This window comes from Candidatus Pantoea deserta, from assembly GCF_003813865.1.
Lineage (GTDB): Bacteria > Pseudomonadota > Gammaproteobacteria > Enterobacterales > Enterobacteriaceae > Pantoea > Pantoea deserta.
Map to the genome: position 1 here is coordinate 1 of NZ_RMVG01000016.1, position 18187 is coordinate 18187.

An 18187-nucleotide genomic window follows, 5' to 3' on the forward strand; every position below is an offset into this window, starting at 1 on the left:
CTAAACCGGTGGCGATTCAATCAGAAAATCAATCAGGGCCTTCACTCTTTTCGTTTTACCGGCATTTTTGGGGTAATAGAGATACACCGGCGGATAGGTTTTCCAGTAGCTCTTCATCACCGGTATAAATTGCTCACGATCGGGCTGCAACCGCCAGATGGGTTCAAACAAACGCCCAATTCCAAGTCCGTTGCGGATCCCGTCTGCCATGACGTCAATATCGTTGCTGATTAGCTGCCCGGGCATCTCAACGGTCAGTTGCTCTCCGTGGTCGTTCAGATTCAACGGAAGGATGCGATTGTTAGTGATAAAACGGTAGCCAATCAGCTGATGATGACTGAGGTCTGCGGGTACCTCAGGCTTTCCATGCTCGCTAAGATACGCTGAAGATGCATATAACCCTTCACGAAACGGTTTCATTAACGGCCGCGCGACCACACCACCCTCCAGGATATCGCCAAAACGGATCCCCAGATCAAAACGCTCTTCGATAATATTCACTGTTCCGTCGTAGACGGAAATTTCCAGCTGTATACCCGGATATTGCCGACAGAATTCTGCCATAGCAGGCTTAAGAATTAACATATAGGCAAAACGCGAGAGCGTAATTCGCACCGTACCAGAGGGCTCCTGATTCTGGTCGCGAATGCTTTCAAGGGAATTTTCCAGCGACTCCACCGCCGCAGCGGTCTGCTCCAGTAGCAATTGACCGGTTTCCGTCAGCTCAATACGGCGGGTCGTACGCACAAAAAGCGGATGGCCAATATGCTCTTCCAGCAGCTTAAGCGCATTACTGACGGAGGGAGGCGTAATTTCCAGTTTTCTTGCGGCTGCCGAGATATTGCCCTCACGCGCAATGCTCTGAAAGATGCGGATCTGATTATAAAGGGCGTTATTCATAATGTGTTCCTTAAGCAATCTCCGCCTGATTATTAAGTACAGTCTAAAAATTCTTAAGTCAATGCTCCTCTAATCTTCCTGAAATGCGCCTTTTATACTCAAATCTCTTTCTACAACGACCTGAGTTCAGGAGACTATGATGCGAATTTTATGTCTGGATATCCCCGCTCCTGGGGCATCGCTGGAAAAATATGCTCCGCACCTTAACGCTGAAGCGCTGCACGCCTGGGGATTGTATAAATCCGGCTTCATCCGCGACATCTACTTCCGTCAGGACAGACCTGGCGTCGCCATTTTTCTGGAATGTGACTCTGTCGATGAAGCGATGAGCGTCATGGCTGAATTCCCGCTGGCAAAAGCAGGCTTATTAAGCTTTGAGTGCATTCCGCTTGGCTCCTTTATTAACTGGGAAAATCTTTTCGCCGCTGAATTTAAAAGTTAACAGTGAGGCCTGATATGAAACCTGCAGATAAACCTGTTCTGTGTGTCGTTTCCAGCCATCCGATCAAAGGCGCATCCGGTGTACCGACCGGTTTCTTCCTGGCCGAGCTGACGCATCCGCTCAAAGTGCTGGAAGACGCCGGACTTCAAACGACGATAGCCAGCATTCGCGGGGGACAGCCGCCGGTGGATGGGTTTGACCTCAGTGACCCTGTCAACGCCTGGTACTGGAACGAAACCGATTTTCAGCAGCGCCTGGCAACAACGCCTGCGTTATCCGAGCTGAACGGTGCCGATTACAGCGCCGTTTTCTTTGCGGGCGGCCATGGAACCATGTGGGATTTTCGCGATAGCCAGGATGCCCAGCGCATTATCCGCGAAGTATATGAAAGTGATGGGATTGTCTCTGCTGTCTGCCACGGACCTGCGGCGCTGGTTGACGCAAAGCTCAGTAATGGCGAATACCTGGTGAAAGGCAAAAACGTGGCGGCCTTTACCAACAAGGAAGAGGAAGAAGTTCACACAACCGATGTGGTTCCCTTCCTGCTTGAAACTGCACTCCGAGAGCATGGCGCACTTCATCATGAAGCCCCGAACTGGTCGGAAAACGTGATCGCCGACGGACGCCTTATCACCGGTCAGAATCCCGCTTCAGCGCACGGTGTAGGTGTGGCGGTGTTAAATGCGCTCCGCCAGCCAGCTTAATTCATTTATCTGTCTTTCACCGTTACTTACCCTCTCTGGCCGGTTTAAGTCAGCAACGATCCGGCCCTTTTTCAGGAGCTGAATATGAAAACACTACCTCCAGTCGCGCTGGGGACATGGTCCTGGGGCACAGGCTTTGCCGGTGGCGACACCGTCTTCGGCAATCATCTTTCTGATACTCAGATGGCAGAAGTGTTCACCACGGCCATGAGTAAGGGCCTCAGTCTCTGGGATACCGCAGCAGTATATGGCATGGGGAGTTCCGAGGCAGCGCTCGGGGCGTTAGTCCGCCAGTTTTCCCGCGAGGATCTGATTTTATCCACCAAATTCACGCCGCAGATTGCAGACGAACAGTCAGCGCAGCCTGTCAGCGATATGCTTGAGGCCAGCCTTGGACGCCTGGGCGTGGAAGACATTGATATCTACTGGATCCACAATCCTCTCGACGTCGAAAAATGGACGCCAGGACTAATCCCACTTTTGCAAAGCGGTAAGGTAAAACACGTCGGTGTCTCCAACCACAATCTGGCACAAATCAGACGCGCCAATGAGATCCTTAACGCTTCCGGTTATTCCATCAGTGCAGTACAGAATCACTACAGCCTGCTCTATCGCGCCTCTGAAGAGGCCGGGATCCTTGATTATTGCCGACAAAACAAGATCACGTTCTTTGCTTACATGGTCCTGGAGCAAGGTGCGCTCAGTGGTCGTTATGATTCAAATCATCCCATGCCTGCCGGCAGTGGCCGGGCCGAGAGTTATAACGTCGTACTGCCGCAGATAGAAAAACTGACCGCCGCCATGAAAAAAATGGGGGCCGAGAGAAATGCCAGCGTTGCACAGATAGCCATTGCATGGGCTATTGCGAAAGGGACCCTTCCACTCATCGGTGCGACTAAAGTCCATCACGTTCTGGATGCCGCCAGCGCTTCAGACATCCCGTTACGCGATGAGGAAATCATCCTGCTGGAACAACTCGCCGCAGAGACCAGAGTGGATACACGTGGCGCCTGGGAAAAACCAATGGTGTAAATCTCTTCCGGGACAGACTGTCATGAATGACTCATTGTCCCGGACAAAACCCTTTTACCGCTTTGTATCAATGGTGGGGATATGAAAATCGTTTGCCTCGAAGAACATTTTCTCGACAGCGAGTTAGGACAAGCGTGTATGCCTGTTGCGCTTGAGCAGGCGCCTTTCCTTGGCGACTGGGGGAAAACCGTCGCTGACGGTCATAATCCGGACCGAAGCCGGCCGCAGATAGAAAAGAATGCCCTGATAAACCAGAAAGGCGCTGATTTGGGAAGCCGTCGTCTCAGGGATATGGATGAGGCAGGAATTACCATGCAGATCCTCTCTGTGGGCGGATTCCCCCAGCTGGCACCCGCGGATGAAGCGGTAACATTAAACGCGACGGCAAACAACCGACTTGCCGGGGCGGTAAAAAACCACCCGGAACGCTTCGCGGCATTTGCCACACTTCCCTGGGTACAGCCAAAAGAGGCCGAAAAAGAGCTTGTTCGTGCAGTTGAAGAGCTGGGGTTTAAGGGGGCACTTCTGAATGGCAGACCCTCTTCGTGTTTTCTCGATCATCCTGACTATGACGCCTTGCTTTCCCGGTTTAATAAACTGGGTGTTCCACTCTATCTTCACCCCGGATTACCGTTTAAAAGCGTGCAACAGGCCTACTTTACTGGCTTCAACGCAGAGGTAACCGCCAGGCTCTCTATGTTTGGCTGGGGCTGGCATCACGAAGCGGGGATCCATTTGTTGCGGATGATGTTATCGGGTGCATTTGATAAATATCCCCAGCTGCAGGTCATCAGCGGTCACTGGGGGGAGATGCTACCCTTCTGGCTACAGCGTCTTGATGACAGCCTTCCACTGGCGGCAACGGGGCTCTCACGCACGCTGACGAGGACCTTCCAGGAGCACGTTTACGTTACCCCGTCAGGTATGCTGACACTACCACACTTCCAGTTTATCTACGAGTTAACCGGTGCAGAAAGGATCCTGTTCTCCGTTGATTATCCCTACCAGACCCTGGACGGTGTAAAAACATTCATCGACAGTCTGCCCGTCAGCAAGGCTGAAAAAGAGGCCATCGCGTTTCGCAATGCAGAACGTTTACTTGGCATCACGGCTTAGTCCACTGTGTTCATGATGACTAAGCACAATGATATTCAGGTGACCATTATTAGCTTTTCGCTAAAAGTGAATGAGTCTTTACTGCTCTAAAAAAAATAATGCTGTCATTCTATACTGGGTTAAATATTCACTGAACCAGTTAAATTATTGAAATGAAAGACATACTTATTATTTCGGGTCATCCAGACCTTAGTCATTCCGTCGCCAACGCCACTATTCTTGATGAAGTGGCGACTGCCCTGCCCGATGCTGAAATTCGTCGTCTGGACTGGCTCTATCCGGACGGTAAGTTCAACGTCCGTGCGGAGCAGGAAAGCCTGCTCCGGGCCGATGTGATTGTCTGGCAATTCCCTTTTTCCTGGTATGGGCTGCCAGGATTAATGAAACAATGGCTGGACGAGGTCTTTGTTCACGGCTTCGCGCATGGCTCAACGGCGAAACTGAGCGGTAAAAAGCTGCTCCTCTCCTTCACAACGGGAGCGCCACAGGCGCTCTATACCGCTGACGGATTCTTTGGCCACGCCATTGAGGAGTACCTCATTCCGTTCGAGACCACGGCAAGGCTGTGCAATCTTGAGCTGCTGGCGCCGGTTTATACCTGCGGTATCAGCTATGCCGATCGGGATGCTGACAAAATCGCTCAGCAAAAAACGCTAGCCCGGGCGCACGCTTCAAGGCTTGTCGATCTGCTCAACACCGTTCGTAAATAATCCAGATGGAGAATAATGATGCAGTATACCCGGCTCGGTAAAAGCGACTTACTGGTCTCTCGCATCTGCATGGGATGCATGGGGTTTGGCGATCCGTTGACAGGCCAGCATCGCTGGACGCTGGATGAAACAGCAAGCCGCGACATCATTCGCTACGGCCTCGAAAAGGGTATCAACTTTTACGATACCGCCATCGCCTATCAGAACGGCTCCAGCGAGCGCTACGTTGGCCGGGCGTTACGGGAGATGGCAAAACGCGATGACATCGTGCTGGCCACCAAGTTTCTGCCGCGAACGGCCACGCAAATTGCCGAAGGTATCAGCGGAAAGGAGGCGATAGCCCGCTCGCTTGACCAGAGCCTGCAGAATCTGGGGACGGACTACATAGACCTCTACATCTACCACATCTGGGATTACAACACGCCTGTTATCGACGTGCTTGAAGCGCTGCATGCTGCCGTTACCGCTGGTAAGGTGCGCGCTCTTGGTATTTCAAACTGCTATGCCTGGCAGCTGGCAAAGGCGAACGCGCTTGCTGAACGCGAAGGGCTGACGCCCTTTGTCTCCGTACAGAGCCACTACAACCTGATTATGCGTGAAGATGAGCGAGAACTCTTCGGTCTCTGCGCTGAAGATGATATTGCAATGACACCCTATAGCGCGCTGGCCAGCGGTCGTCTTTCTCGGAAAGAAGGCCACACGCGGCGAGCCTCCGAGGATGACTACGCTCGAGGGAAATATGACAGCACAGCAGAACAGGATCGGATCATTATCGAGCGCGTCGCCGAGCTTGCCGAACGGCATCAAGTATCCATGACGGAAATTTCACTCGCCTGGCTGCTGACAAAAGTGACGTCTCCTGTCGTAGGGGCCACAAAAAAAGACCATGTCGATGGCGCGGTAAACGCAGTGAATCTTCAGCTGAGCCCGGAGGAAATCCGGTTTCTGGAAGAAAACTATCAGCCGCACGTTCTGACGGGGATCATGGCGCAAAACACGCCGCAAACGAAAGACATTAAGCAGGTCTGGACGCGGTAACTCTTACTTACTTTCATGAAATGGAGTCAGGAGGAAGGATGGTGTTTAAAACAGTAGTCGCCCTTCTTTTCATCATCTCTGGGCTTAATTCAGTCCTGGCGGCAACGCCTGCTTATTATATCGCAGAGTTTCAGGTGACCGATCGTGAAGCTATCAAACCGTATAGCGCTCAGGTTGAATCAACCTTCAGGCCCTTTGGGGGACGCTTCATCGTCAGAGGAGGTGAACCCGATGTCAAAGAAGGATTTGGATCACAGGGTCGCCTGGTTATTATTCAGTTTAATAGTCTCAAAAATGCCCAGGACTGGTATAACTCGGCAGCGTACCAGAAGATCATTCCCATCCGACACCGTTCCGGTAATTCGCGGACCTATATTGTCGAAGGTTTGCCGGAGCTGACTCCTTCAGCTCAATAACGCTTTATATCCTTAACAGAAAAAGGATGTTTAGTAATGTGGTTACGAAGCGCAAGCAAAGAGCAACCGCTTTTTTGTTTGCATTCGCCTCTTTTAAACACCAACTGTTCAAATGTATGAAACAGTAATTTCATTAAAAGGATTATTGTGAAAAAGAGTCTTATGCTTTTAATCTGCATATTGATATACAGTCCTGTTTTTGCAGAAAAACCGGACACACAGGATAAGCCAGTTATGAATATCTTCGACATTGGCGTCAGGCCCGATCGCGACAAAGATTTCGATGACGTGGCCACACAAACGATTTCCGCTTCGGTTGACTATGAAGCAGGTACACTGGCGATGTACGCCCTGAAACGCCGCGACAATTCACGTCAGGCATTCATGGTCGAACTCTATGAAAACGAGAGAGCTTACCGCAAACATCTGAATACTGACCCGTACAAGGCATTCGCTGCTCGTGCACCTGATATTATTGATCGGAAAAAGAAAATTACTCTGGAACCACAGTTTCTCGGGGACAAACACATCATACCGAATGAGCGAACCATAAATAATCTGGTGATCGTCGAGGTAAAGCCTGAATTTCAGACTGAATTTAAAAACATTGTCCTTCCTGAAATGGCGGAGTCGCTCAAAGTAGAGAAAGGCGTGTTGGCCATGTATGCCGCTACAGACTTACAGACTCCGAACCGCTGGTATTTCTATGAGGTTTACGCCAGTGAGGAGGATTATCAACTGCACCGACAAACGCCATACTTCCGGGACTATCTCAGGCAAACAGCGCATATGAGCACCAGTAAGAACGCTATTCCGGTAAAACTGGTATTTCTTCGTAACAAAGGCGCAATCAAACAGTATCCGCACCGATGACCAGTGAGGATTAACATGAAAAGCGTAATTGCAGCGGCGGCCATGTCGCTTGTTATTTCTGATTTTGCTAATGCTGAGGAAACAAGAGGTAAAGCTATGATGAAAATTGAACCTTCAGTGATTTCGGAAGCTGATATTCGTTCTGTCTCACCGGCTCTGGCGCGCTTTGGTCGAGAAGCAATTACTGAAGATCTGTGGACACGCGATACCCTCTCGCTCAGAGACCGTTGTATGGTAACCGTCGCCATGCTAATTGCCAGAAATCAGCCTGACGACCTTAAGCACTATATAGACATTGCGCTTGATAATGGCGTTACGCCAGGGGAAGTGTCTGAAATCATAACCCATTTGGCGTTCTACTCAGGATGGCCAAATGCAATGTCAGCCGTCAGCGTGACCAAAGCGGTTTTTGAATCTCGTGGCGTCACGGCAGATGTGCTTCCTGAAGCTTCTCCGGATCTACTTCCCCTCAACCATGAAGCAGAAAAGCAGCGTTCAGAAACGGTGGAAAAAAATGTGGGCCCGATATCCCCTGGTCTGGTTAAATTCACTGCTGCCCCACTGTTTTTGGATCTCTGGCAAAGACCCGCGCTGAAACCCCGCGACAGGAGCCTGATTACGGTCAGCGCGTTAATTGCATCCGGACAGAGTGCACAGATTGGCTATCACCTAAACAGAGCGATGGATAATGGACTTTCTGCTGAGGAAGCTGGTGAAATAGTTACCCAGGCCGCGTTCTATGCTGGCTGGCCAAACGCATTTACCGCAGCGCCGGTTGTGGGTGAGATATTACGTAATCGATCTTCCAGCAAAGGATAATATTTTCAGGAAGGAGCCGCTTTTAATGACTCCTTCGGTATTTATTTCCGGGACCTCATTTATAAAAATGAAACCGTCCAGCCAGCTGCAGTCGGCAAAAATCAGCGCATTATCAGACTGGCTGATTGCGTGGTTTTTCACACCACGCTGGTGATTCAGCTGAGCGCAACCTGAAGCTGACTCAGGAAAGCGGCCTGGCGCCTGTGCGGTTTTCAGGTAAACAACAGGCGCCAGGGTCGTCTTCCTCAACTAATCAGTACGCTCCCGGGCTGTTTTTTTTTACTACGCGCTAATCATCAGGCGCGCAGGCGCAGCATGGCCTCAATCCTGTCGGCCATCTTAGTGACCACCCAGGCAATCACCATGTAGAACACCACTGCAATCAGAAAAGCTTCGAGATAGTAGAAGTTCAGTGCCGCAGTGAGTTGTGCCTGAGCAAAGATATCCACTACTTCGATGGCAAACGCCAGCGACAGCGCTTTCATAATCACCATAAAAGCATTGGCCAGATCGGGGATCGCCGCCACGATAATTTGCGGGAACATCACCCGACGAAATAGCTGTCCGCCGCTGTAACCGAGCGACAAAGCGGCATCGGATTGCCCCCTGTCGAACGAGTTCAGCGCACCTTTCCACACTTCAGCCTGGAATGCCGCGACGCAGGCGCTCAGCGCCACAATGATAATCACCCAGTTCGGCAGAGAGTGGGCATTAACCTCAACGCCAGCCAGCGTGGCAACAAAGTGCAGCGCCGCTGGCAGGCCGTAATAGGCGAGGAAAATCACCACAACCATCGGAACGCCTTTGAAGGCGATTTTGTAGATAATCACCAACTGATGCAGCACCGGAATGCGGCGATACTCAATAAACGCAAACAGCCCGCCTAACAGCGCAGAACAGATGAACACCGTCACTGCCATCAGTAGCGTCACCGGCACGGCATCAAGAATGCTCCAGAAGTCCGGCAGCAAAACCTCAGCATCAAACATGGTTTTTCTCCCTGACTCAGACGCTGGTGGTGAACTTCACGCGCGGCGCAGACTGCGGACTGTACTTCGCATGACGTTGTTCAAAGAAGCGGATAATCAGCCACGCCACACCGCAAAGCAATGAATAGAGCACGGCCAACACCAGATAAGTGCCGAACTGATACTGGTTGTAATCGCGCTCCATGATTAGGTGCGCGGTCGCCATCACATCTGCTGCACCGATGTACATCACTAACGCCACGTTATGTATCAGATAGATAATTGCGTTGCCGTAACCCGGTAGCGCAAAATGCACTGCCTGCGGTCCGATGACGCGCAGTAATTTCTGGCGGAAGCTGTAGCCCAGGCTGTCAGTGGCATCATGTTGACCACGCTCAACCGCCAGGTAGGCCGGGCGCATCACTTCTGACAGGTAACCGCCGTGATACAGACTCAGACCGATCATCGCCGCCACGTTGGCAGTGAAGAAGTCACTAAAGCCAAAGTTATCAGTAATCAATGGCATGCCGTAGAAGGCGACAAACAGCTGCAACACCACGGGCACGCTGCGCGCGTAAGAAACGTAAAGATCGGCCAGTTGGCCGATCACCGGAATACGGCGCACGCGGAAAAATGTGGCGATGAGCGCCAGAAAGAACCCGATAATCATTGCCACAAACATAATGCCGAGCGTCAGAGGTAGCGCTGACAGCAGTTCTGGAATCATTGAGGATAGATTCACGGTGGAACACTCCTGCTAAAAAGGACAGCATGCACCCGGCTCAACACCGGGCACCGTGAATCTGTTACTTCATGTACTTTGTCACGTCCTCGCCAAACCACTTCTGCGACAGTTTATCCAGCGTGCCATCCGTTTTTAGTTCTTTCAAAGCCTTGGCGATGTCATCATTCAGTGCCTGATTTTCGGCAGAACGGTGGATCAGCACATAGGTGTTATTGATCGCCACCGGCTCACTGGCTTTGATTGCCAGCTTCTGGTTGTCAATCACCGTCTGCTCACCGAGATTTGAAGGCAGGATCAGCGCGTCATATTTGCCGTTCTGCACCTCTTTCAGACGGTCCGGGTAAGGCACGCCGGCGCTGGAAGCCTTAATGGTGATTTTGTCGTTCGGGTTGTCCTGTTGCCATTGGGTAACAAACTTATACACGCCACCGCCTGCGGTCACCGGGACGATATTCTTCCCGACCAGATCTTTCATGCCGTTGATATTGCTATCGCTGCGGCTGTAGATCTTCATCAGGCTGGCACCCATCGGTACATCCGGAATCAGGAACTGTTTGCTGCGCGCAGGCGCTTTGTAATATCCGCCCGTCGCCATGTCGTATTTGCCGGTCACCAGACCGGTTTCCTGGGCGATATCCGCCGCGCCTTCCATTACGAATTTGTACTGTGGCAGTTTAGCGTTAATGGCCTTCAGTACATCCGGCTCGTAGCCTTGTGGCTCATGGCCGATCGCACCCCATGAAAGCGGTTTAGATTCTGCTGCGGTGGCAATTTTGATGGTGCGTACGGCGTCCGCAAAACTATTACCGCTGATCAGGGCCAGCGCGATGATGCCAGGCGCGGCCAGACGACGTAATGTGGTTTTTATTGCAGGCATGTCTTTGATTCCTTTTAATTATTAGAACGCTTTTTCTGAGTTGAGGAACTGGGCTAGGCGTGGCAGCGTTGGGTTATCAAATATCCCGGCAGGCGTCCCCTGCGCAGCCACCACACCCTGATCCATAAATACGATGCGATTGGAAATGCTTTTCGCGAACTGCATTTCGTGCGTCACCAGCAGCGAGGTAATGCCGGATGACGCCACGTCTTTAATCACTTTAAGCACTTCACCCACCAGCTCAGGATCGAGTGACGAGGTTGGTTCATCAAACAGCATCACCTCCGGACGCACCGCCAAAGCCCGTGCGATACCGGTGCGCTGTAACTGGCCGCCAGACAGCTGAGACGGATAGTGATCGAACCTGCCCCCGAGACCTACGCGCTCAAGCTCCTGCACGGCGATGTCGCGCGCCTGCTGTTTGGTTTTACGCTGGATGACGATCAGCGGATCCATCACGTTCTCCAGCACCGTCATGTTTTTGAACACGTTAAACTGCTGAAACACCATGGCGGTACGCAGACGGATCGCCTGAACCACCGCTTTATCGGGTGACTGATAATCCATGCGGATCTGGTCAAGTTGGATCGTGCCCGCAGACGGCTTCGCCAGATAGTTAATGCAGCGCAGCAAGGTCGTTTTGCCAGTACCACTCGGCCCGATGATGGATACCACATCGCCGCGTTTGACCGACAGATTGACGCCTTTCAGTATCGGATTGCTGCCGTAAGCGAGCGTAATATTGTTGAGTTCTAACATCTGGTGCAGCCCTTATTTGTTCAGGTCAGCATGGCCAAGCACATGCATCAGACGGTTGGCCCAGCCAAAGATGGCGATGGCGTGGATCAGATCGATAATCTCCTGATCGTTCATGCCGACTGCGCGCAGAGCGGCGACATCATCAGCCGTCGCTTCGGACGGCGTGACCGATAAACGACGAGCAAAGTGATAGATCGCCGCGTCGCGTTCACTTAAGACATCTGCCCGGTCAAAATAGATGGCGCTGACCACGGTCTCACTATCGGTCAACTGTGCATGACGCCTCGCATGCACCACCGCACAGTAGCGGCAACCGTTAACGATTGAAGCACCGAGCGCGCCCAGCTCACGATCCGCGCGCGCCAAGCCACCTTCAACATACATAATCGCGTTGAACAATCCGGTGCGTGCGGTATAGCTCTCCGGGTCGTGTACCAGCGTACGCACGTACTCTGAGATTTTCTTATTAGAGGGCGTCACTTTCATCGCATCGAGCTGCGCCGGTGACGCCTGTTCAACATCCACGGGGGTGATATACGGATGCCAGTGCAGCGGTTTGAGATTTACTGCCGGAATCATGCGGACCTCATCAAACGTAAGCCAGCCGCGACGCGCGTCTGAAAGTTAACAAAGGCGATCAGTTCCGACAGCGCGACTATTTGCGGATTGCTCAAACCCGCCTGCTCCAGCAAGCGAATGTGCTGCCCGGTGGCCTGAATCGGTTGCAGTGTCACCCAGTCGGCATGGCGCGTAATAGTCGCCAGCGGCTCTTCACTCACCACACTGCCGGCCGCCAGTGCCAGCAACGCTGCAGACGGATTCAATGCTGCCAGCTGTGCCTGGTAATCACCTTGCAGCGGCGCATCGTCGTTCAATAGCGCCATACGCTGGGCCAGTGCCAGGCGGAGATCTGCAGGCAAACCCTGGCCGTCTTCCGGCGCCAGCACTGACTTACGGCATGCTTCTGCGCCTTCAACAAATTCAGGACGCAGGCGGCGCGTCTGATACAGCGCATCCTCTGGGGTTAATCCGGCGGCCTGATCAATCGCATCGTTCACTGCGCGTTCTCCTGTTTTAGTAACGGGGTTGAATCCACCCATTCATCGCCCTGTAATTCAGGGGTGTCATAAGCTTGTAAGCTGGCGTAGTGCTGCGCGGCGTCCTCGGCAAACAACGAGGCAGCAATCCCACGTACCAGCCTGTCGGCACCGGCGCTTACCGCAGGAATATCGCCGGAGACTTTGCCGTGCGTCAGCATCGCCGCATCGTTAAAACAGTGGATGTGTGACAGCATCGGACAGGCGCCTGGCGTCAATTCGCGGAATTCAAATGAAGGACCGAGGTCCGGCGCTTCCAGCATGTTGCTGCGTGCATTCCCCATGTCAGGCTGATAGCGACCGTCGGACCAGCTGCGGATATGCGGCGCGATGGCCGCAAACTCCGGGCGGCCGCGGAAATCGTTGGTGAACCCGGTGGCGGCGATCAAAAAATCGTAGCGCAGTGCACCCTGGGTGGTTTCAATCAGCAGGCCATCTGCTTCCTGCCTGACGGCATTAATGCCGCAGTCGAGTAAGAAACGCGCATTATCATGGCGGGACACGCGCAGCGTTGAAGAACGCGGCGGCGGAGTTTGTGTCGCGGCCGTGTATTCAACAAACTTCCATTTCCACGCGTCCGGCAGCTGGTGCATACCGTGCACCACGCCGGGGCTGCCAATGCCGGTCATCTTGTTAATCCGCGGCATCTCCTTACGACGAATCAGCAGATCGACCGCGGCAGCGCCCTGCTCCAGTGCGGTGGCTGCGTTATCCATCGACGACGCGCCGGCGCCAATGACCGCAACGCGTTTGCCCTGCAGGGCCGTGAAATCGATGTTGTCAGCGGAGTGTGCCCAGAACCGGCGGTCAATACCTTGCAGGAAATCCGGTACGGCAAAACCGCCCAGTCCTGAACGCCCGGTGGCCAGCACCAGGCGGCGCGTGTAGATACGGCCAGTTTCAGCACCTTCCAGATCCAGGGCAATAAAATCCCCGGCTTGGGCGATATTGCTTAAGCGTACGTTGTTATGCACTGGCAGATTCAGCACCCTACGATACCAAATCAGATAATCCATCCACTGCGCTTTAGGGATTTTGTCCAGTTCCTGCCATGCTTCTTTGCCCCACTGCGCCGTGAACCACGCGCGGAAGGTCAGCTGCGCAAGGCCCAGTGCCGGGCCCTGTAGCGCTTTCGGCGAACGCAGGGTTGCCATGCGCGCAAAGGTGATCCACGGCCCTTCCTGTCCAGCGGGTGCGGCGTCATAGGCCACCGCATTACTGATCCCGGTGAGCTGCAATTTGGCGAGGGCAGCCAGACCGCACATGCCCGCACCCATCACCACCACATCGCGTACCGGTGCGCTGTGCCAGGTGCGTTCCGGTACCCATGATTTGGCGGGTAGCTCCAGAAATTCCAGATCCTGCTGAAGCTGGGCCTCCAGCGCGGCAAGACCTTTGGCGGCATACGTCATAGAGAGTTCCCTGGTGTCAGCAATCGCCTGATAACAAGCGAAAACGGTTAAAACGCGCCGATGACATCACCTTTTTATCATCCTTTTAATGCATAATAGGCGCTTAATAATCATCAATTCGCATAATAATAATTGAGTTTTCGCATAATCCTCTTGCCCCAAACCGGAGTCAAGAACTGCGCTCAGCAATTAACCAATGGATTTCTTATATCTTATGCCGGCAAAGTTATAAGCCATAAAAAATCAGGGGGTTATGTTATGACGTTGTGCACCGTTTTACCTGAATGCACCTCCGCATACGATGCGGCAATCCTCAATGGAAGAGTGACAAGCGTGCCAATATCAATCCTGGTTGATGATTCGCATAATGCGTGGATGTTCACTGGCTGACAGGCACTCGAAACCCGGCAACAACTGCGAGGCGGCTTCCGCCAGTGCTTCCACTAATGCCTGCGCCGCGCTGGAAATCTGGCGGCCCTGTGGGGTGATCACACCAAAGAAGTAAGGGATGTGTTCCTGAATCGGGCGGATGGCCACTCCGGCCAGCGGCATGCCCCAACCCGTCACCGGTTCAAGTATCGCCACGCCTAATCCAGCCCGCACGCAGCCCAAAATATTCGCCGACGAGTTGGTCTCGATGGTTTCAGGCATCGATGCTTTAACCTTCCTGAGGGCTTTTTCATAGCGCCCGCGTAAGCGCTGCGGGCTCCATGGTGCAATAAGACGGCGGCCTGCCAACTGGCTCAGCGATAACTCACTGTTCGCTGCCAGCGCATCGTTTTCTGGCAGCGCAACAACACACTGTGACTGCCCAATCCAGTGCAACTCGACAGCGTGATGCTCCAGCGGCAAGCTGCATAAACCGATGTCAGCCTCTGCGGTGATCACCGCATGCGCTGTCTGCACGGCGGACTCGCTGATGATCTGCACTTTGTTTTGCAGGTTAAGCGCGGCCAGCGCCTGCGGTAGCAACCCGGCAGCCAGCGCGGGCGTAGCAGCAATACTGAGTGGGCGATGCTGCTGATGTGCGATTTCCTGTGCACGTAAGCGGATTTGCTCCAGTGACAACAGTGCTTTTTGCACATACTGATGCAGCTGTAACGCCTCTTCTGAGGGATGAATGCGCGGGCCATTGCGAATAAACAGGGGGTAACCCAGCGACTGCTCCAACTCCTGGATCAGACGGGAAACGGCGGGCTGCGAGCGGTTCAGCGCTTTGGCTGCCGCAGTGACGCTGCCGGCAGAAATTACCGCTGAGAAGGCTTCCAGCTGACGCAGATCGAGGTCATGTAACAAAGTCATCGCGAGGATACATCCCTAAGCCGTTGATCGCTCCGGATAAACACCCGGGAAAATTCCATCATAGAGAGAGTTAGGCGAATTAGCCACAACGAGAAAACCGCATCGCTCCAGAAAAGGTGGCGCTGAGATTTTCAGCCAGCGCCGCGCTCATTTTGACGCCTTAACATTCCCCTCCCGGTACGATGCAGGCACTTCACAGACAATGGCAACCGTTCCGGCATCCGCTGCCCGGCCAGATGTGGGTCTACGTGACAAGCATTCGACATACCTGTTCTGGAGGAAAAAAGAGCGGTATATCTGCATGAGCTATGCCGCGGGCTGCAGCCCTCTCAGTTTCTCCTGTATCTCACTCAGAGTTTTGTACACGCTTCTGTTCTACCCTGCCTTTAATAGAGGCAAAGTGTATATGAAGTTGACTAAGCATAAATCATCCGCCCCCACCGGCGAGCGGGAGGAGGCTATCAGGATATTTTCGCAAGGTCTGCTTTGTGCCAGAAGCGGACATTGGTTGAATCAAAAGTAGCTCGAAAATGGCAGCGACTGTACTCAGTTGCCGCCTGGATTTACTCTTTCTGTCCCTTTCCCAGTGAATTGGACCTGAACACTGCAGCCCCCGAATGATGTTCTGCATCACCTGAAGACAGAATATACAGTTCATGCGTGCCGGGTCTTATTGCAAGGTTAGCCGTACGCAGAAATTCGCCTTTATCCCGCCCGGGAATTGTAATCTGTCCTACCGGTATGGCATTGCTGTTCAGCGCAATCACCCTTCCCTGGCCATGAAGCGCAATATAAAGGTTGCCTTTATTGTCCGCCTTCATGGAGTCGGGGGCCGGGCTGTTAAACCGGTAGGCGACTGTCTCCCCAAAAGGCTCAACTTCGCTGGCATTTTTCATGACCAGCCGGTGGAGAACACCGGCAGAGAATTCAACAACCCAGAGTGTTCCGCCATCCGGGGACAGGGCGATTCCGTTTGCGCCTGACAAGTGCGTCAGGACCGGTGAAATGGTTTTTTCACCAGGTGAAATATAATAAACCCCCCCACTGCGATCCCCGCTGTTTCCCCGCGCATCGGTAAAATAAATGCCACCCTGCTTATCAAGAACCAGGTCATTGGGCTGGTATTTTCGGTCAGCAGAAAGAATGACCCGACGGTTCTGCCCTTGTCCGTCCAGGCTGAAAATCTCACCGCTGCTGTCGTCCTTGTGTCCCGCGGCGACATAAATATGGCCATCCTGTCCAATGGCTGTTGCGCTGGGAGCCAGATGAACATCTTCAAACAACACGCTCTGGCGGCGTTGAGGATCAATTTTTATGATCTGGCCCTTGAAAACATCCGTCAGAAGCAGGTTTCCCTGACGATCGAATGAAGGTCCTTCAAGCACTGTTGTTGCGTCAGTTACCTGCAGCCATTTTTCGGCATCCACCGTCTGAAGGTTGCGGTCAGCTTCCGGGATTTGATACAGCGGAATGTCCTGTAAATACGCCAGCGGTGCAGACAAGGCAGATGTGCTGGCTATGAAAAAGGCACCTGCTGTAAGAAATTTTTTAAACTTCATGAAATCACCTTTATCAGGGAGTTATCCGACATGAAAAAGAGGAGTCTGCTGTTATTTTGCTGGCAGACATTTTCGACCCAGCACCAACCAAGTGACGATAAGCGCCAGTGCGACGTAACAGACCACCCTCAGCGCCCCCATAAATGCCAGAGATGTCGCACCTGAAAAAATCGTCCCGAAGACAGCAATCCCCACAACCCCGCCCATCTGGCGCGAGCAGGAGAAAAACGCGGATGCGGCGCCGGCATTCTGAAACGATGCTTCTGAGAAAATCAGTCCCGCCAGTCCGGGCACCGCCAGCGATGTTCCGACCCCCAGTAGAATCATGGGCATCAGTAACTGCCAGATTGTCCAGTCAGCCTCCACGACAGACAGCCAGCCAAACCCCGCAAAGCAGCTGATCCCTCCGGCAATCACCACGTTCCGGACACCGAAATGTTTTCCGAGACGACCTGCGTTATAAGTGGCAAGCGCCACGCTTAACATCATGGGTAAAAAGGCAAAACCCGTCTGTGATGGCGACATTTTCATGGCCTGCTGGAAGTACAGGCTCAGAATGAACACTGCACCGTAAAAGACCAGTGTGCAGAGAAAACCGATAACCGCTGAAATGATGATGAACCTATTAGTTCTGATCCCGCCGGGTATGACCGGGGTGTTGCTGATGCGTTCACGGACACAAAATGCCGTGAACGCGAGACAGCCTGCCAGCAATACGCACAGGTTCATGGCATTATCCCAGCCCTTCCGGCCAGATTCTGTCAGGGCGAAAGTCGTCAGGCCAAGCGCCAGTATTATCAGTAACTGACCGGGTAGATTAAGGGGTTGGTCCTGCTTTTTAGTTGCAGGCGCGAATCGTGAGGCGATAAGCAGGCTGACCAGCCCCACAGGAATATTCAGCAGGAAAATGCTTCGCCAGCCTAAGTATTGAATAAGTAAGCCCCCGGCAATAGGACCAGCGGCCAGCGCCATGCTTCCTGAAGCGGCCCAGAAACTGATGGCACGAGTACGGGCATGGGGTTCAGTATAGTAATGGCTCAGCAGCGTGAGGGAGGTTGGCACGAGAAACGCAGCCCCAATTCCCTGTACGGTTCTGGCTGCCTCAAGAACAATCAGCGTCGGTGCAAGCGCACAGCAGAGGGACGCAATGATAAAAATCAGCACGCCGAGTAAAAAGATATTTTTAGCGCCGAAACGATCAGAGACTGAACCCGAGGAAAGAAGCAAAGCGGCAAACATCAGTGAATAACTGTTAATGACCCACTCTAGATCGGCAATATGGGCATTATAAGCCGTGCTTAGCGCGTTAAGCCCGACGTTCACGACGCTGACGTCCAGCTGGACGATGACAAAGCCCAGGCATATGGCAAGGTTAAAAAGGACGCCATTCCTGCGTTCATGGTTGTGCATTTTAAGGG

At 52.9% G+C, this 18187-nt stretch carries 20 protein-coding genes; 9 read left to right on the forward strand and 11 right to left on the reverse strand.

Annotated elements, in window-relative coordinates; translation table 11 throughout:
- Positions 1 to 900 carry a LysR family transcriptional regulator gene (locus BBB56_RS17570; RefSeq protein ID WP_123802236.1) on the reverse strand — a complete coding sequence of 300 codons (900 nt, stop codon included), beginning with the start codon at positions 898 to 900 and terminating at the stop codon, positions 1 to 3.
- A gap of 139 nt (positions 901 to 1039) precedes the next feature.
- Here BBB56_RS17570 and BBB56_RS17575 point away from each other — a divergent pair, with 139 nt between their 5' ends.
- The 9 genes from BBB56_RS17575 to BBB56_RS17620 all read left to right on the forward strand — a co-directional run bounded on the left by BBB56_RS17575 (position 1040) and on the right by BBB56_RS17620 (position 8050).
- A complete protein-coding gene (locus tag BBB56_RS17575; protein WP_033790765.1) occupies positions 1040 to 1342 on the forward strand; it encodes a hypothetical protein in 303 nt (100 codons plus the stop codon).
- A 14-nt stretch (positions 1343 to 1356) separates the two neighbouring features.
- Positions 1357 to 2046, forward strand: a complete 690-nt coding sequence (locus tag BBB56_RS17580; protein WP_123802237.1) for a type 1 glutamine amidotransferase domain-containing protein — start codon at positions 1357 to 1359, stop codon at positions 2044 to 2046.
- An 84-nt stretch (positions 2047 to 2130) separates the two neighbouring features.
- Positions 2131 to 3078, forward strand: coding sequence for an aldo/keto reductase (locus tag BBB56_RS17585; RefSeq protein WP_123802238.1), 948 nt, complete (start codon positions 2131 to 2133; stop codon positions 3076 to 3078).
- Positions 3079 to 3159: 81 nt separating this feature from the next.
- Complete coding sequence (locus tag BBB56_RS17590) at positions 3160 to 4194, forward strand: amidohydrolase family protein (protein WP_123802239.1); 1035 nt, start codon at positions 3160 to 3162, stop codon at positions 4192 to 4194.
- 152 nt (positions 4195 to 4346) lie between these two features.
- Entirely contained in the window at positions 4347 to 4904 is a 558-nt protein-coding gene (locus BBB56_RS17595; protein ID WP_123802240.1) for an NAD(P)H-dependent oxidoreductase, read from the forward strand.
- 18 nt (positions 4905 to 4922) lie between these two features.
- On the forward strand, positions 4923 to 5942 hold the full coding sequence (locus tag BBB56_RS17600) for an aldo/keto reductase (protein ID WP_123802340.1): 1020 nt from the start codon (positions 4923 to 4925) through the stop codon (positions 5940 to 5942).
- A 38-nt stretch (positions 5943 to 5980) separates the two neighbouring features.
- Positions 5981 to 6358: a DUF1330 domain-containing protein gene (locus BBB56_RS17605; RefSeq protein WP_123802241.1), complete on the forward strand. Its 378-nt coding sequence runs from the start codon at positions 5981 to 5983 to the stop codon at positions 6356 to 6358.
- Positions 6359 to 6520: 162 nt separating this feature from the next.
- Positions 6521 to 7231, forward strand: a complete 711-nt coding sequence (locus BBB56_RS17615; RefSeq protein ID WP_123802243.1) for a putative quinol monooxygenase — start codon at positions 6521 to 6523, stop codon at positions 7229 to 7231.
- A gap of 15 nt (positions 7232 to 7246) precedes the next feature.
- Positions 7247 to 8050: a carboxymuconolactone decarboxylase family protein gene (locus BBB56_RS17620; RefSeq protein WP_123802244.1), complete on the forward strand. Its 804-nt coding sequence runs from the start codon at positions 7247 to 7249 to the stop codon at positions 8048 to 8050.
- 296 nt (positions 8051 to 8346) lie between these two features.
- Here BBB56_RS17620 and BBB56_RS17625 read toward each other — a convergent pair whose 3' ends face one another.
- The 10 genes from BBB56_RS17625 to BBB56_RS17670 form a co-directional block, all read right to left on the reverse strand.
- On the reverse strand, positions 8347 to 9039 hold the full coding sequence (locus tag BBB56_RS17625) for an amino acid ABC transporter permease (RefSeq protein ID WP_123802245.1): 693 nt from the start codon (positions 9037 to 9039) through the stop codon (positions 8347 to 8349).
- Positions 9040 to 9055: 16 nt separating this feature from the next.
- Positions 9056 to 9745 (reverse strand): amino acid ABC transporter permease, encoded by a 690-nt coding sequence (locus BBB56_RS17630; protein ID WP_199756260.1) that lies wholly within the window; start codon positions 9743 to 9745, stop codon positions 9056 to 9058.
- A gap of 79 nt (positions 9746 to 9824) precedes the next feature.
- The gene (locus tag BBB56_RS17635; RefSeq protein WP_123802247.1) at positions 9825 to 10640 is read right to left on the reverse strand and encodes a transporter substrate-binding domain-containing protein; all 816 of its coding nucleotides are present in this window, start codon (positions 10638 to 10640) and stop codon (positions 9825 to 9827) included.
- Positions 10641 to 10661: 21 nt separating this feature from the next.
- On the reverse strand, positions 10662 to 11399 hold the full coding sequence (locus BBB56_RS17640) for an amino acid ABC transporter ATP-binding protein (RefSeq protein ID WP_123802248.1): 738 nt from the start codon (positions 11397 to 11399) through the stop codon (positions 10662 to 10664).
- 12 nt (positions 11400 to 11411) lie between these two features.
- Positions 11412 to 11978 (reverse strand): peroxidase-related enzyme, encoded by a 567-nt coding sequence (locus tag BBB56_RS17645; protein WP_123802249.1) that lies wholly within the window; start codon positions 11976 to 11978, stop codon positions 11412 to 11414.
- Complete coding sequence (locus tag BBB56_RS17650; RefSeq protein WP_123802250.1) at positions 11975 to 12457, reverse strand: CMD domain-containing protein; 483 nt, start codon at positions 12455 to 12457, stop codon at positions 11975 to 11977. Before BBB56_RS17650 ends, BBB56_RS17645 begins: the two co-directional genes overlap by 4 nt.
- Complete coding sequence (locus BBB56_RS17655) at positions 12454 to 13908, reverse strand: NAD(P)-binding domain-containing protein (RefSeq protein ID WP_123802251.1); 1455 nt, start codon at positions 13906 to 13908, stop codon at positions 12454 to 12456. The genes BBB56_RS17650 and BBB56_RS17655 overlap by 4 nt, the downstream gene beginning before the upstream one ends.
- Before the next feature lie 342 nt (positions 13909 to 14250).
- Entirely contained in the window at positions 14251 to 15210 is a 960-nt protein-coding gene (locus tag BBB56_RS17660) for a LysR family transcriptional regulator (protein WP_123802252.1), read from the reverse strand.
- 563 nt (positions 15211 to 15773) lie between these two features.
- A complete protein-coding gene (locus BBB56_RS17665) occupies positions 15774 to 16769 on the reverse strand; it encodes an SMP-30/gluconolactonase/LRE family protein (protein WP_123802253.1) in 996 nt (331 codons plus the stop codon).
- A gap of 51 nt (positions 16770 to 16820) precedes the next feature.
- Positions 16821 to 18179, reverse strand: a complete 1359-nt coding sequence (locus BBB56_RS17670; protein WP_123802254.1) for an MFS transporter — start codon at positions 18177 to 18179, stop codon at positions 16821 to 16823.
- Positions 18180 to 18187: the final 8 nt, after the last annotated feature.

Coding starts and splice junctions, on each gene's coding strand:
- BBB56_RS17580 (WP_123802237.1), top strand. CDS start 1,357: ATGAAACCTGCAGATAAACCTGTTCTGTGTGTCGTTTCCAGCCATCCG.
- BBB56_RS17660 (WP_123802252.1), bottom strand. CDS start 15,210: ATGACTTTGTTACATGACCTCGATCTGCGTCAGCTGGAAGCCTTCTCA.
- BBB56_RS17570 (WP_123802236.1), bottom strand. CDS start 900: ATGAATAACGCCCTTTATAATCAGATCCGCATCTTTCAGAGCATTGCG.
- BBB56_RS17590 (WP_123802239.1), top strand. CDS start 3,160: ATGAAAATCGTTTGCCTCGAAGAACATTTTCTCGACAGCGAGTTAGGA.
- BBB56_RS17670 (WP_123802254.1), bottom strand. CDS start 18,179: ATGCACAACCATGAACGCAGGAATGGCGTCCTTTTTAACCTTGCCATA.
- BBB56_RS17665 (WP_123802253.1), bottom strand. CDS start 16,769: ATGAAGTTTAAAAAATTTCTTACAGCAGGTGCCTTTTTCATAGCCAGC.
- BBB56_RS17630 (WP_199756260.1), bottom strand. CDS start 9,745: ATGATTCCAGAACTGCTGTCAGCGCTACCTCTGACGCTCGGCATTATG.
- BBB56_RS17615 (WP_123802243.1), top strand. CDS start 6,521: ATGCTTTTAATCTGCATATTGATATACAGTCCTGTTTTTGCAGAAAAA.
- BBB56_RS17595 (WP_123802240.1), top strand. CDS start 4,347: ATGAAAGACATACTTATTATTTCGGGTCATCCAGACCTTAGTCATTCC.
- BBB56_RS17585 (WP_123802238.1), top strand. CDS start 2,131: ATGAAAACACTACCTCCAGTCGCGCTGGGGACATGGTCCTGGGGCACA.
- BBB56_RS17640 (WP_123802248.1), bottom strand. CDS start 11,399: ATGTTAGAACTCAACAATATTACGCTCGCTTACGGCAGCAATCCGATA.
- BBB56_RS17605 (WP_123802241.1), top strand. CDS start 5,981: ATGGTGTTTAAAACAGTAGTCGCCCTTCTTTTCATCATCTCTGGGCTT.
- BBB56_RS17655 (WP_123802251.1), bottom strand. CDS start 13,908: ATGACGTATGCCGCCAAAGGTCTTGCCGCGCTGGAGGCCCAGCTTCAG.
- BBB56_RS17635 (WP_123802247.1), bottom strand. CDS start 10,640: ATGCCTGCAATAAAAACCACATTACGTCGTCTGGCCGCGCCTGGCATC.
- BBB56_RS17625 (WP_123802245.1), bottom strand. CDS start 9,039: ATGTTTGATGCTGAGGTTTTGCTGCCGGACTTCTGGAGCATTCTTGAT.
- BBB56_RS17620 (WP_123802244.1), top strand. CDS start 7,247: ATGAAAAGCGTAATTGCAGCGGCGGCCATGTCGCTTGTTATTTCTGAT.
- BBB56_RS17645 (WP_123802249.1), bottom strand. CDS start 11,978: ATGATTCCGGCAGTAAATCTCAAACCGCTGCACTGGCATCCGTATATC.
- BBB56_RS17600 (WP_123802340.1), top strand. CDS start 4,923: ATGCAGTATACCCGGCTCGGTAAAAGCGACTTACTGGTCTCTCGCATC.
- BBB56_RS17575 (WP_033790765.1), top strand. CDS start 1,040: ATGCGAATTTTATGTCTGGATATCCCCGCTCCTGGGGCATCGCTGGAA.